10 protein-coding genes are annotated in these 13321 nt (G+C 72.5%); 1 reads left to right on the top strand and 9 read right to left on the bottom strand.

From position 1 onward, the window contains the following. Nucleotides 1–59: 59 nt before the first annotated feature. The 6 genes from NDAS_RS03730 to ppdK form a co-directional block, all read right to left on the bottom strand. Entirely contained in the window at nt 60–752 is a 693-nt protein-coding gene (locus tag NDAS_RS03730) for an L-ribulose-5-phosphate 4-epimerase (protein ID WP_013151802.1), read from the bottom strand. After that, nucleotides 749–2422 (bottom strand): ribulokinase, encoded by a 1674-nt coding sequence (araB, locus tag NDAS_RS03725; RefSeq protein ID WP_041552311.1) that lies wholly within the window; start codon nt 2420–2422, stop codon nt 749–751. The genes NDAS_RS03730 and araB overlap by 4 nt, the downstream gene beginning before the upstream one ends. An 89-nt stretch (nt 2423–2511) precedes the next feature. Beyond that, a complete protein-coding gene (locus tag NDAS_RS03720) occupies nt 2512–3522 on the bottom strand; it encodes a LacI family DNA-binding transcriptional regulator (RefSeq protein WP_041552309.1) in 1011 nt (336 codons plus the stop codon). A gap of 173 nt (nt 3523–3695) precedes the next feature. After that, nucleotides 3696–4946, bottom strand: coding sequence for a deoxyguanosinetriphosphate triphosphohydrolase (locus NDAS_RS03715; protein ID WP_013151799.1), 1251 nt, complete (start codon nt 4944–4946; stop codon nt 3696–3698). 51 nt (nt 4947–4997) lie between these two features. After that, nucleotides 4998–6110 carry a YdcF family protein gene (locus NDAS_RS03710; protein ID WP_013151798.1) on the bottom strand — a complete coding sequence of 371 codons (1113 nt, stop codon included), beginning with the start codon at nt 6108–6110 and terminating at the stop codon, nt 4998–5000. A gap of 371 nt (nt 6111–6481) precedes the next feature. Continuing rightward, complete coding sequence (gene ppdK, locus NDAS_RS03705) at nt 6482–9178, bottom strand: pyruvate, phosphate dikinase (RefSeq protein ID WP_013151797.1); 2697 nt, start codon at nt 9176–9178, stop codon at nt 6482–6484. Between the two features lie 420 nt (nt 9179–9598). Here ppdK and trhA point away from each other — a divergent pair, with 420 nt between their 5' ends. Then, nucleotides 9599–10405 carry a PAQR family membrane homeostasis protein TrhA gene (trhA, locus tag NDAS_RS03700; RefSeq protein WP_013151796.1) on the top strand — a complete coding sequence of 269 codons (807 nt, stop codon included), beginning with the start codon at nt 9599–9601 and terminating at the stop codon, nt 10403–10405. Nucleotides 10406–10620: 215 nt separating this feature from the next. Here trhA and NDAS_RS03695 read toward each other — a convergent pair whose 3' ends face one another. The 3 genes from NDAS_RS03695 to NDAS_RS03685 form a co-directional block, all read right to left on the bottom strand. Beyond that, nucleotides 10621–12003 (bottom strand): permease prefix domain 1-containing protein, encoded by a 1383-nt coding sequence (locus tag NDAS_RS03695; protein ID WP_013151795.1) that lies wholly within the window; start codon nt 12001–12003, stop codon nt 10621–10623. After that, on the bottom strand, nt 12003–12377 hold the full coding sequence (locus NDAS_RS03690) for a PadR family transcriptional regulator (RefSeq protein WP_013151794.1): 375 nt from the start codon (nt 12375–12377) through the stop codon (nt 12003–12005). Before NDAS_RS03690 ends, NDAS_RS03695 begins: the two co-directional genes overlap by 1 nt. A 273-nt stretch (nt 12378–12650) precedes the next feature. Then, nucleotides 12651–13211 (bottom strand): pyridoxamine 5'-phosphate oxidase family protein, encoded by a 561-nt coding sequence (locus tag NDAS_RS03685; RefSeq protein ID WP_013151793.1) that lies wholly within the window; start codon nt 13209–13211, stop codon nt 12651–12653. Nucleotides 13212–13321 lie beyond the last annotated feature (110 nt).

The raw sequence follows: 13321 nt of genomic DNA, 5'->3' as shown, positions 1-13321 counted from the left end.
TTAGGGCGTGTTCGGTGGTGCCGGGGGCCGTCGCGCGGCGGGTGCCGCTGGAGGCCGCCCTACTGGCCGTAGACGTTCTGGTAGCGGTCGTGGAGGGCGTCGATGTGCTCCTGGGGAAGGCGCTGGAGGGGGCCGCCCTGGCGGGCGATGTGGACGGTCCGGGCGACGTCCTCGCACATCACGGCGGCCTTGACCGCCGCCCTGGCGCCCGCTCCGACGGTGAACACGCCGTGGCCGCGCATGAGGACGGCGGGCGAGCGGTGGCCCTCCAGGGTGGCGACCACGCCCCTGCCGATGTCGTCGCCGCCGATGAGGGCGAACGGGCCGACGGGGATGTCGCCGCCGAACTCGTCGGCCATCGCGGTGATCGCGCAGGGGATGGCCTCGCCGCGCGCGGCCCAGGCGGTGGCGTAGGGGCTGTGCGTGTGCGCGACGCCGCCGACGTCGGGGCGGGCGCGGTAGACGTAGGCGTGGGCGGCGGTGTCGCTGGAGGGCTTGTGCGCGCCCTCCACCGGGCGGCCGTCCAGGTCGCAGACGACCATGTCGGCCGGGGAGAGGTCGTCGTAGGAGACGCCGCTGGGCTTGATCACCATCAGGTCGGCGCCGGTGACCCGGGCGGAGACGTTGCCGCTGGTCCAGGTGACGAGGTTCCACCGGGGCAGTTCGGCGTGCAGGGCGCACACCAGGGCCCGCAGGCGCTCCACCTCCTCCCGGTGCTCCTCGGGCACGGCCGTGGGGGTGGGGGCGGTCATCGTTCTCCTTCCCCGCCGCTCGCGGCGGCGGCCAGGGCGGCGTTGCGCAGGGCCCGCAGGCGGTGCAGACTGCGGCTGCCGCCCCGGCCGAAGTGGTCGTGGAGTTCGGTGTAGAGGGCGAAGAGCCCGTCGTAGGCGGCGGCCCGGACCGGGTCGGGGTCGACCGTCCCCTCGCGCACCCCGCCCATGGCGGCGGAGGCGGCGTGGATGTCGGGGTGGGCCCCGGCGGCGACCGCGGCGTGGATGGCGGCCCCCACGGCGCAGCTGTGCTCGGAGGCCACGACGCGCAGCGGCCGGCCCAGGACGTCGGCGTAGACCTGGAGGACGAAGGGGTTGCGGACCATGCCGCCGCCGATGGTGAGGTCGTGCACGGGGACCCCGGCGTCGGCGAAGGCCTCGACGATGGTGCGGGTACCGAAGGCGGTGGCCTCGACCAGGGCCCGGTAGACCTCCTCGGGCCGGGTGGCCAGGGTCAGTCCGACGAGCACGCCGGACAGGTCGTGGTCGACCAGGACCGAGCGGTTGCCGCTGTGCCAGTCCAGGGCGAGGAGCCCGTGCTCCCCCACCGCGGCGTCGGCGGCCCGTTCCGAGAGCAGGTCGTGGACGGACAGGCCGCGTTCGCGGGCCTCCTCGTGGTAGGCGGGGGGCACGTAGGAGTCGGCGAACCAGGCGAAGACGTCGCCGACGCCGCTCTGGCCCGCCTCGTAGCCCCACGCTCCGGGGGTGATGCCGCCGTGGGCCAGGCCGCACATGCCCGGGACCTCGGCGAGGACGTCGGAGTTCATGACGTGGCAGGTGCTGGTGCCCATGATGGCGAGCATCCGGCCGTTGCCGGTGGTCTGGGCGGTGGCGGCGGTGACGTGCGCGTCGATGTTGCCGACCGCGACGGGGACGCCCTCGGGCAGCCCGGTCCAGGCCGCGGCGCGGGCGGTGAGGCCGCCCGCGCGCTCACCGAGCTGGGACAGGGGGTGGGCGAGCTTGTCGCGGACGAAACCGGAGAAGCCCGGATCCAGGGCGGCCAGGAAGTCCGCCGAGGGCCACTCCCCGTCCTGGTGGATGCCCTTGTAGCCGGCGGTGGCGACGTTGCGGGTCTCGTGCCCGCACAGCTGCCACACGATCCAGTCGGCGGCCTCGATCCAGCGGTCGGCGCGCCCGTACACGCCGGGGTCGTCGCGCAGGACCTGGAGGGCCTTGGCGAACTCCCACTCGGAGGAGATCTTCCCGCCGTAGCGGGCCAGCCACTTCTCACCGCGTTCGGCGGCCAGGGCGTTGATCTCGTCGGCCTCGGGCTGGGCGGCGTGGTGGCGCCACAGCTTGGGCCAGGCGTGCGGGCGCCGGGCCAGGTCGGGCAGCTCGCACAGGGGCGTGCCGTCCGCGGTCACCGGCAGGACCGTACAGGCGGTGAAGTCGGTGCCGATGCCGACGACCCGTTCCGGCGCGACCCCGGCGGCGCGCAGCGCCTCGGGGACGGCGGTGCGCAGGACCTCGCGGTAGTCCTCGGGGTGCTGGAGCGCGGTCTCGGGTTCGAGGGGATCGGCCGATCCGGGTAGGTGCGCGGTGATGACGCCGTGCCGGTAGACGGAGTCGGCGGAGCCGAGTTCGGCGCCGTCGCTGACCCGGACGACGACGGCGCGGCCGGAGAGGGTGCCGAAGTCGACGCCGACGACCACCGGATCGGGGGAACGTGAATTGTTAGCGCTAACATTTTGGGCCAAGGGAAGCTCCTCCGTGAGGGGGCGGACAGGGAGGTCTCAGGGGGTCACGGCGGCGGGGGCCCGCTGCTGCCGCGCACCCGCAACCGCGCCGGGACGACCCGGCGCGCGGCCCCGGCGGGGTCGGCCGAACCCTCCCGGGCGATCTCGGCGAGCAGCAGGGCCAGGCTCTCCCGGCCCACCTGGGCGAAGTCCTGGTGGACGGTGGTCAGGGACGGGGTCAGGTACTCGGCCTCGGGGATGTCGTCGAAGCCGACCACGCTGACGTCGCCGGGGACGTGCAGGTCCGCCTCGTGCAGCGCGCGCAGCACGCCGATGGCCATCTGGTCGTTGCCCACGAAGATCGCCGTGACCCGCTCCCCCGAGGCGCGCCTGCGCACCAGCGCCAGGCCCAGCTCGTAGCCCGACCGGGGGCTCCAGTCCCCCTGGAGCGGTTCGGGGACAGGCGCCCCGGCCTCCTCCAGTGCCCGGCGCCACCCGACCACCCGGGCCGCTGACTCCAGCCACAGGGGGTCGCCCTCCACGTGGTGGACGGTCGTGTGGCCCAGGTCGAGCAGGTGGCGGACGGCGTCGTGGGCGCCCTGGGCCTGGTCGACGCAGACGACGGGAAGGCCCGAGCCCTCTCCGCCCTCGACCGCGACCAGGGGCCCGGGGCCGGGCAGCGCGGCCAGCGCCTCCACCAGGGCGCGCTGGGGGGCGATCGCCACGCAGCCCTCGACCGATTGCTGGATCAGGTAGTCGGCGGCCGCGACCACGCCCTCGGGAGACACGTCGTCGAGGCTGACCATGCTCAGGAAGTAGCCCGCCTCGCGCGCGGCCCGCTCGATCCCCGCCAGGGTCTGCGCCGGGCCGAAGAGCGTGGGGTCGAAGGCGATGACGCCGAGCACGTTGGTGCGGCGGGTGACCAGGGCGCGCGCGGTGGAGTTGCGGTGGTAGCCCAACTCCTCGATGGCGTCGCGTACCCGGAGCACCGTCTCCTCGCGGACGTTGGGGTGGCCGTTGACCACGCGCGACACCGTCTGGTGGGAGACTCCGGCCAGCCGGGCCACGTCCGCCATGACGGGGGTACGGCCACCTGGGGGTTTCACCGGGACGACACCTCCGGACACAGGAAGGGGGGCTTCTGTGATGTGCGCAACATTGTTAGCGCTCACATCAGTGAAGTCAACCCCCCTTCACCCCGGTCGTGGAAACGGGGGAAGGGGCCGGGGACGCGGGCGCGGTCCCGCGCTCAGCCCGTGAGGCTGGCGTGCAGCGCGGTCGCGGAGGTGTCGGTGAGCGAGGCGACCTGGTCGATGACCACGCGCAGGGCGGCGGAGTCGTCGGCGGCCCCGGTGAAGGCGGCGCGGAACTGCGGGTCCAGGCCCTCGGGGGCGTTCTTCCACAGGAGGCCGACCAGCTCGGTGATCAGGCGGCGTTCCTCGGCCTGGTAGACCCGGGCCTCCTCCCGCGAGAGCACGAAGTGGGCGGCGACCGCCTTGAGCAGGGCGCACTCCAGCAGGGGGCGGCGGGGCACGATGAGGTCGCCGCCGTAACGGGTGAGGCGCCCGGGACCGTACGCGGCGCGGGTGGCCTCCTCCGCGGCCCGGCAGAAGCGGCCGATGAGCCCGCTGGTGAGGTTCTTGAGCGCGGCGAGCGAGGCGAGGTCCCCGGTGAACTCGCGCGGCCACGCGGGGTGGGCGATCAGGTCGGTGAAGACCTCGTCGAGTTCGGCCGGGTCGGCGTCGCAGTAGTCGGCGGCGGCGATCCGCACGACCTCGGCGCGCTCGGCGGCGCCGCGCAGGGCCGCGGGGTCCACCAGCCCGGCGTGCAGGGCGTCCTCGACGTCGTGCACGGAGTAGGCGACGTCGTCGGCCCAGTCCATGACCTGGGCCTCGAAGCAGGTGCGGCCCGGGGGCGCGTCCCTGCGCAGCCAGTCGAACACCTCGGTGTCGTCGGGGTAGCAGTTGAACTTGTGGGTGTCGCCGCCCTCGCCCCGGAGCCAGGGGTACTTGACGGTGGCGTCGAGGGTGGCGCGGGTGAGGTTGAGCCCCGCGCTGCGCCCGTCGGGGTCGATGACCTTGCCCTCCAGGCGCACGAGCAGGCGCAGGCTCTGGGCGTTGCCCTCGAACCCGCCGCAGTCGGCGGCGGCCTCGTCCAGGGCGCGCTCGCCGTTGTGGCCGAAGGGCGGGTGGCCCAGGTCGTGGGACAGGCAGGCCGCCTCCACCAGGTCGGGGTCGCAGCCCAGGGCCTGGCCGAGTTCGCGGCCGATCTGGGCGCACTCCAGGGAGTGGGTGAGGCGGGTGCGCGGGAAGTCGCTCACACCGGGCTGGACGACCTGGGTCTTGGCGGCCAGGCGGCGCAGGGCGGCGCTGTGCAGGACCCGGGCCCGGTCCCGCTCGAAGGGGTCGCGGGCCCGGTTCTTGCGGTTCTCCAGGGCCATGCGCTCGGTGTCCTGGTCGGTGTAGCCGAGCGCTCCGCCCTCGCGGGGATTGTTCGTCATCGTGTGTGCGAGCCTACTTCCCAGCTACGACCCGGGCGCCGTCCGCGCTGGTCAGGCGGCATCGACCTGGATGTCGCTGCTGTCGTTGAAGATCCAGTAGTACCAGAGCGCCGCGGTCTCCCTGGTGATGTACCACAGCTGGGTGCGGCGCTCGATGACCGCGGGCCCCGACCGCGAGGGCGAGGTGCCCGCCTCGATGCCGTGGGCGGCGGCCATGCGTTCGGAGCGCAGGCTGTGCCAGGGGTCGGAGACGAGGATGGCGGTGTCCCAGGAGTTGGCCTCGAAGACCCCGGCGACGGCTTCGATGCTCTGGAGGGTGTCACTCCCCTCCTCCACCGCGATGACCTGGTCGCCGGGGACGCCCACCTCGATCAGCCAGTTGCGTCCGGAGGCGGCCTCGGTGAAGTTGTCGCCGGGCAGCTTGCCGCCGACGGTGACGATGACCGGGGCCACGCCCTCCAGGTAGAGGACCTGGGCTTGGCGCAGCCGGGCCTCGAAGACGGGCGAGGGCACGCCGTTGTACTGGCTGGCGCCGAGCACGACGATGGCGTCGGAGGGGGTGCGCTCGTCCTGGCGGGCCACGTACCAGACCCAGGCCCAGGTGCCGACCGGGACGGCCAGGGCGGTGACCAGCAGCAGGCTGACCAGCCAGCGCAGGCGGAAGCGGCGCCGACCGCGGCGGCGCGGCCGGGAGAAGGACGGCGGCTCGGGGCGGCGGCGGGGCGCCGTCTCCGGGGCGCGCGGGAACTCCTCCTCCGGGGACCCCGCCTCGGGGGGTGCGGGCGCCGGAGGCGGGGAGACGCGGGCGCGGGGCCGCGGACGCTCGCGGACGAAGCGGCGGGTGAAGACGGCGTCGTCGGCCGCCGCGAGGTCGGCGGGCACGCCCTGCGGGGCGGTCGCCCCGGGCGTCAGGACCTCGTCGCGCCGGAACTCCCGCGTGGTCTCGTCGTCGGAGAACGCGCGGGTGGCGTCGTCGTCGGCGGAGAAGCCGGGGGTGGCGTCATCCACGGAGAACGCGCGGGTGCTCTCGGCGCCCTCGGCACCGGAGGACGCGGGGAGGTAGGCCCCCCGGGAGAAGACCTGGGTGGCCTCGTCGTCGGACGAGGGAGCGGTGGTCGGGTCGTCCCACGGCTCGTCACCGCGGCCGTCGTTCGCCGTTCGCACCGGCTCACCTCCGCACATTCTCTGGTCGGGGGGATGTGTCACCCCCACTGGGACGGCCTCCGCCCACCGCCGGTTCTCAGCGATTCGGTCCGTGGGAGGACCGTGGCGGAGGGTGGTGTCAGCGCACCCCGTACCCGGTTCCGCGGGCACGGGGAGGCGGGCGGGGAAGTGGTGGCCCGGCTGGCGGCCAGAATACATCACGAACAGATCACAGCGCATTTTCCACGCGTGCGGCCGACCGGGACGAGTCTAGGGCGTCGGGGAGGTGCCGTTTCCCCTCTGGGCAGGGACTTCCACGGCCTTGGGGGTCGGAGAAGGGCGGGTGCGGCGGTCCGTGGGGACCACCGCACCCGCGTGCGTCCTCGGCCCGGTCAGGGCGCGGTGTGTCCGGCGGCCCGGCCCGCCTCCAGGCGGGCGACGGGTACCCGGAACGGGGAACACGAGATGTAGTCCAGGCCCACGCGGTGGAAGAAGTGCACCGAGGCGGGGTCGCCGCCGTGTTCACCGCACACCCCGAGCTTGATGCCCGGGCGCGCGGCGCGCCCCTCCTCCGCCGCGATGCGCACGAGGCGGCCCACGCCGTCCACGTCCAGGGACTCGAAGGGCGAGACCCCGAACACGCCCTTCTCCAGGTAGGCGGAGAAGAAGGAGGCCTCCACGTCGTCGCGCGAGAAGCCCCAGACCGTCTGGGTGAGGTCGTTGGTGCCGAAGGAGAAGAACTCGGCGTTCTCGGCGATCTGCCCGGCGGTCAGCGCGGCGCGGGGCAGCTCGATCATCGTACCGACGGGAAAGTCGAGTTCGACGCCGTTCTCCCGGCCCACCTCGCGCAGCACGCGCAGCGCGTCCTCGCGGATGATCTCCAGTTCCTGCACGGTGCCCACCAGCGGGATCATGATCTCGGGGCGGGGGCGTCCGCCCGCGGCGATCCGGTCGACGGCGGCCTGGGCGATGGCGCGCACCTGCATGGTGAACAGCCCCGGCACGACCAGGCCCAGGCGCACGCCGCGCAGGCCCAGCATCGGGTTCTGCTCGTGCAGCTTGTGCACCGCCTGGAGCACCCGCAGGTCGTTCTCGTGGCTCTCCCCGCGCGCCTCGGCCACGGCCACGCGCACCGACAGCTCGGTGATGTCGGGCAGGAACTCGTGCAGCGGCGGGTCCAGCAGGCGCACGGTCACCGGCAGGCCGTCCATCGCCGCCAGGATGCCGCCGAAGTCCTCGCGCTGGAGCGGCAGCAGCGCGTCGAGGGCCTGCTCCTGCTCCTCCGCGGTGTCGGCGAGGATGAGCCGCTCCACGAGTTGGCGGCGGTCGCCCAGGAACATGTGCTCGGTCCGGCACAGGCCGATCCCCTGCGCGCCCATGCGGCGGGCCCGGGCGGCGTCCTCGGCGGTGTCGGCGTTGGCGCGCACGCGCATGCGGCGGGCGGCGTCCACGTAGTGCATGAGGCGGTCCACCGAGCGCACGAGGTCGTCGGCCTCGTCGGAGGCGGGGTCGATCTCGCCCTCGAAGTAGCGCACGACGGGCGAGTCCACCACGGGGACCTCGCCGAGGAGGACCTCCCCGCTGGTGCCGTCGATGGAGATGACGTCGCCCTCCTCGACCACCTCGCCGCCGGGCGCGGTCATGCGCCGGTTCTTGGTGTCGATGTCGAGCTCCTCCGCGCCGCACACGCAGGTCTTGCCCATACCGCGGGCGACCACGGCGGCGTGCGAGGTCTTGCCGCCGCGGCTGGTGAGGATGCCCTCGGCGGCGATCATGCCCTCCAGGTCGTCGGGGTTGGTCTCGCGGCGGCACAGGATGACCCTCTCTCCGCTGCGCGACCACTTGACGGCGGTGTAGGAGTCGAAGACGGCCTTGCCGACGGCGGCGCCGGGCGAGGCGTTCATGCCGCGGCCGAGGCGGTGGACGTCCGTCCCGGAGAGGGCCTCCTCGTCGAAGCGGGGGAACATCAGCTGGGCGAGCTGGTCGCCGGTGACCCGCTGGACCGCCTCGTCCAGGGTGATCAGACCCTGGTCCACGAGCTGGTCGGCGATACGGAACGCGGCGGCGGCCGTGCGCTTGCCCACCCGGGTCTGGAGCATCCACAGCCTGCCGCGCTCGATGGTGAACTCGATGTCGCACAGGTCGCGGTAGTGGTTCTCCAGAGTGTCCATGATGCCCATCAGCTCCCCGTAGCTGGAGGCGTCGATCCCCTCCAGGTCGGCGAGGGGGACGGTGTTGCGGATCCCGGCCACCACGTCCTCGCCCTGGGCGTTCCGGAGGTAGTCGCCGTAGACGCCGGGCTGGCCGGTGGCGGGGTCGCGGGTGAAGGCGACGCCGGTGCCCGAGTCCATGCCGAGGTTGCCGAAGACCATGGAGCAGACGTTGACGGCCGTACCGAGGTCGGCGGGAATGCGCTCCTGGCGGCGGTAGAGGACGGCGCGGGGGGCGTTCCAGGAGTCGAAGACCGCCCGGACCGCGAGCAGCATCTGCTCGCGGGGGTCGCTCGGGAAGGGGCCGCCGGTGCGCTCGCGCACGACCTCCTTGAAGCGGTCCACGAGCCGGCGCAGGTCGGCGGCGTCCAGGTCCAGGTCGCTGGTGACGCCCTTGGCTGCCTTGACCTCCTCGATGGCGTCCTCGAAGAGCTCGCCGTCGATGCCCTGCACGGTCTTGCCGAACATCTGGATCAGACGCCGGTAGGAGTCCCAGGCGAAGCGCTCGTCACCGCCCCGGGCGGCCAGGCCCATGACGGACTCGTCGTTGAGGCCGATGTTGAGGACGGTCTCCATCATGCCGGGCATGGAGAACCTGGCGCCCGAGCGCACGCTCACCAGGAGCGGGTCGTCGGCCTGGCCCAGGCGGCGCCCCATGGCCTTCTCCAGCTCCTGGAGGTTGGCCTCGATCTCGGCGTCGAGTCCGGCGGGCATGCTGCCGTGGGAGAGGTAGTGGCGGCACGCCTCGGTGGTGATGGTGAACCCGGGGGGAACGGGCAGGCCGAGGTTGGTCATCTCGGCGAGGTTGGCCCCCTTACCGCCGAGGAGATCCTTCAGGTCCTTGTTGCCCTCGGTGAACGTGTAGACGTACTTGGCCACGGGGGTGCTCCCTCGCTTCTCGACGGCGCAGTGCTGGGTCGGCGCCTGTGCCCGGATGGGCGCGACTCTATCCACACTCCGCATCATCACTCGCCCATGAACTCCCTTTTTTCGTCATATCCCCAGTTCACAGCTATTAAAGAGGTCTATACCAATGGTTCAGCGAAAGGGGAGCCTCCGGACACCCCGATCCGGCGCGCGGGGCCACCAGTGAAGACGAACCCCCTGTTCACGGAGGCGCCGAGGCACCCGGAAGCTCCGGCTCCCCGACGAACTCCGCCACGGGAGCGCACACGACCAATCCTGTGCCACATCCGCCACGGGAGAATGCCTGTGCCGCGAAACACAGGTCTACCCACCAGTAACCTACGGAGCCGTAGGTTAGGCTTCGGGTGGGCCCGCAGCGGGGCGGACCGCGGGATGGAGGAGTGCAGCGTGTCGGAGGAACAGGCGCGGGGTACCGGGCGTACGGAGGCCGACCGGAAGGACCACGGGGCCCCGCGCGACGGCGGGCGGAAACCGGGATCCGGCACCCCCTCGGACGCGTCCGTGCCCGAGAGGGCCGCGGCGGCGGCCGAGGAGCTGCTGGAGGCGGTCAAACCGCGGCTGCGCGGCTGGCTGCACCTGGGGACGGCCCCGCTCGCCCTGGCGGCGGGCATCGTCCTGGTGTCCCTCTCCCCCACCACGCCCGCCATGATCGCCAGCGCCGTGTACGCGCTCAGCGCGGTGATGCTCTTCGCCACCTCGGCGGTCTACCATGTGGGGCGCTGGTCGCCGGGCGCGCAGAAGGTGCTGCGCCGCATGGACCACTCCAACATCTACCTGATCATCGCGGGCACCTACACGCCGTTCGTGCTGCTCGTGCTCGAAGGCACACTGCGCACCGCCATGCTGGCGCTGATCTGGGGCGGGGCGATCGCCGGGGTCGGCTTCAAGATGCTGTGGCTCAACGCACCGCGCTGGCTGTCCACCGCGCTGTACCTGGCCATCGGCTGGGTGGCGGTGCTGTTCATCCCCCAGCTGATCGGCGGCACCCACCCGGCGACGTGGATCCTCATCCTGGTGGGCGGGGTGCTCTACAGCGTGGGCGCGGTGGTCTACGGGCTCAAGTGGCCCGACCCGGCGCCGCGCTGGTTCGGCTTCCACGAGATCTTCCACTCGCTGACCATCGCGGCGTTCGTCTGCCACTATGTCGCGGTGTCGTTCGTGGTCTACACCACGGGCTGAAAAACTGGGCACCGCGACCGGGGGTGCCCTTCGCGGCCCACACCACGGGCTGAAAGACCGGGCACCGCGACCGGGGGTGCCCTTCGCGGCCCACACCACGGGCTGAAAGACCGGGCACCGCGTCTCCCGGTCCATTGACCGCAGGCCGCGCGCCCCCGTGTGCCGGGTCCCTCGGGGAGGGGCCCGGCACACGGGGGGCGTGACCGCCACCCGGATCAGGCGAAACCGAACACCGGCGGGAACACCAGCACGACCAGCCCCGCCCAGACCGCGTAGACCGGCAGGTAGGCCGTCTGCCACCGTTCGATCGCTGCGAACGGGCGGGTGCCCCGTACGAAACCCGCCATCAGCCACGCCGACCACGCCAGGTGCACCAGCAGCACGAGGTTGAGACCGAGCGCGGCGGTCTTGTTGGCGGTGAACCCGAACTCGGCGATACGGGTCAGCATCGCCGTCAGCGCGACGGCGTCCACCGCGAGCGCCGCCCCGACCAGCGCGAGCTGGAGCCAGTCGAACACACCCGGCGGGGACAGCGGGGCGCGGGCGGAGACCGAGTACAGCAGCAGGAACAGGACCAGCACCAGAACGGCGTCCATGATGATGAGCAGTTCGCGGTCCACCGTGGTCAGCGGACCGTTCACCAGGAGCGCCACCAGGTCCGCGAGCAGCATCAGGACCGCCAGCGGCGTGAAGACCCGGGTCAGGACGGGCGCGATGTTCTCCACCACGCTCTTCTTGGCCTCCACCAGCCACGCGGCCACCAGGAGCGCGCCGGGCACGCCGAACGGCAGCAGCCAGTCCTCCATGAACGGTTCCAGGTCCACCTCCACCAGGGAGAGCACCCCGAAGGTGAGGCCGACCAGGACCGCGGACCCCAGCACGATCAGCGCCAGGTACATCACCAGCTCGCCCACGAAGCGCACGAAGTCCATGCGCCGGTCGTGGGACCGCCACTGCCCGCCCGTGTGCAGGACGCCCACGAGCAGCCACAGCAGGACCGGGGCGTGCGTGAACGCGAGCACGGCGGTCATGCCGGGGCCCGGGAACGGCCCGGGGGCCGTCTCGAACGGGTAGAGGTTCACGGCCAGGGCCGGTACCGCCGCGACGGCGGCCAGCGCCGCGCACACGCGCCAGGTGACCCGCCGTTTCCAGGCGAACCACCCCGCCAGGAACGGGAGCACCACGAAGGCGACGTTGCGCAACTGCGCGAACTCGTCGTCGACCGCCGTGAACAGGAGCTTGACCGCGAGCCCCGCGCCGAGCGCGAAGGCGATCACCACGCCGAGTTCGCGCCAGCGCGCGAGGCCGCCCGCCCCGTCCTCGGCCTCGGGGACCAGGACCAGCTGCTTCCAGAGCCGGTGGGAGTGCTCGCGCGCGAACTCCCGCGACACCTCGTCCAGGTTGCCCATGCGCCTGACCGCGACGAGGAAGGCCTCCTCGTCGTCCAGGCCGCTCGCCCCCAGATCGGCGATCTGTTCGCGCAGGTGGTCCTCCATCTCCTCGATGTCGGAGGGGGAGATGGCCCGGCGGCGGCGCACGAAGCCGCGCCACTGGTCGATCTGCTCCTCCAGGACGTCACCGCGTGTGTTCCCGCTCATCAGGCGATCCCCCCCGCCGCGGCGTCCCCGAGGACCGGTGGGCGCGACGCGGCCTGCCACACCTGCTGGAGGGCGTCGGCGACGACGTCCCACTGCTTCTGCCGCTCGGCCAGCGTCTCCAGCCCGGCCTCCGTGATGGCGTAGTGCTTGCGGCGGCGCCCCGTCTCGGACGCGCCCCAGGACGCCCGGACGTAGCCGTTGCGTTCGAGGCGGTGCAGCAGGGGGTAGAGCATGCCGTCCGTCCACTGCATCCGGCCGTCGGAGAGCTCCTTGACGCGTTTGACGATGGCGTATCCGTAGGACTCGCCCTCGGCCAGGATGCCCAGGACGAGCGGTGTGGCCGACGCCGCGACCAGGTCCTTGTCGATGTGCACGCGCACTTCCTATACCTAGTTCCGCTAGGGTTATTTACCCTAGCAGAGCTAGGCATAGTAGAGCGAGGTATCGAGTTGGATCTCCGCCGGTGTCACGATTCGCTCACACGACAGGACAAGACACACCAAACGACCGCGTAACGCGCACCCCCTACCGCTAGGTTGAGAACCGGTTCCCGCGGTCGTGTGCGGCCGGGGGGCCGAAGAGGCGGCCGGAATCCAATCCCCCCGGGTCCGGCCGTCTCGCCGTGCCCTCAGCCCCGAGCCCACCCCTCAGGCGGTCGGCGGAAGGCCCGGCAGTCCGTCGACGCTGGCGGAGTTGCGGGTGAGCCGATGGTCGTCGAAGTAGGCGGGATCGCGGCGTTCGTGGTAGCGGTCCAGCAGGTCCCGGTCGCCGCGCAGGTCCATCAGCGGCATGGAGAACCCGCAGGAGTCGGAGATACGCCGGACGTCGACCACGATGACCGCGCGCTGGCCCAGGGTGCGTTCCTTGGGGAAGTGGGCACGCAGCTCATCGAACCCCGGTTCCTCGGGGAGCACGGCCCGGCCGGTGCCGTGGAGGCGGACGATGTTCGGCGGCCCGTCGAAGGCGCAGAACATCAGCACGATCCGGCCGTTCTCTCGCAGGTGGGCGATGGTCTCGACACCGGAACCGGTGTAGTCGAGGTAGGCCACCCGGTGCTCGCCGAGCACAGCGAACGTCCCGCTCATCCCCTTGGGTGAGACGTTGACGTGGCCGTCCCCGGCGAGCGGTGCGGTCCCCACGAAGAAGACCGGTTGGGCGAGGAGGAAGCGCGCGAGCCGGTCACCGATGGAGTCGTGGATCTTTCCCATGGCACCGAGCTTTCCACCCGACCGGTTCCGCGCTCCGGACAGCCCCCGCCGGAGGGTCCGGGCTCCGCGAAAGCACGAGGGCCGCCCGCCCCGGTCGGGGACGGACGGCC

The organism is Nocardiopsis dassonvillei subsp. dassonvillei DSM 43111 (assembly GCF_000092985.1).
Classification (GTDB): Bacteria; Actinomycetota; Actinomycetes; order Streptosporangiales; family Streptosporangiaceae; genus Nocardiopsis; species Nocardiopsis dassonvillei.
Note: the sequence above shows the minus strand (reverse complement) of the source record. Positions and strands in the feature narration are given on the sequence as shown.

Coding starts and splice junctions, on each gene's coding strand:
- NDAS_RS03720 (WP_041552309.1), bottom strand. CDS start 3,522: ATGGCGGACGTGGCCCGGCTGGCCGGAGTCTCCCACCAGACGGTGTCG.
- trhA (WP_013151796.1), top strand. CDS start 9,599: ATGGAGGAGTGCAGCGTGTCGGAGGAACAGGCGCGGGGTACCGGGCGT.
- NDAS_RS03685 (WP_013151793.1), bottom strand. CDS start 13,211: ATGGGAAAGATCCACGACTCCATCGGTGACCGGCTCGCGCGCTTCCTC.
- NDAS_RS03715 (WP_013151799.1), bottom strand. CDS start 4,946: ATGACGAACAATCCCCGCGAGGGCGGAGCGCTCGGCTACACCGACCAG.
- NDAS_RS03695 (WP_013151795.1), bottom strand. CDS start 12,003: ATGAGCGGGAACACACGCGGTGACGTCCTGGAGGAGCAGATCGACCAG.
- NDAS_RS03730 (WP_013151802.1), bottom strand. CDS start 752: ATGACCGCCCCCACCCCCACGGCCGTGCCCGAGGAGCACCGGGAGGAG.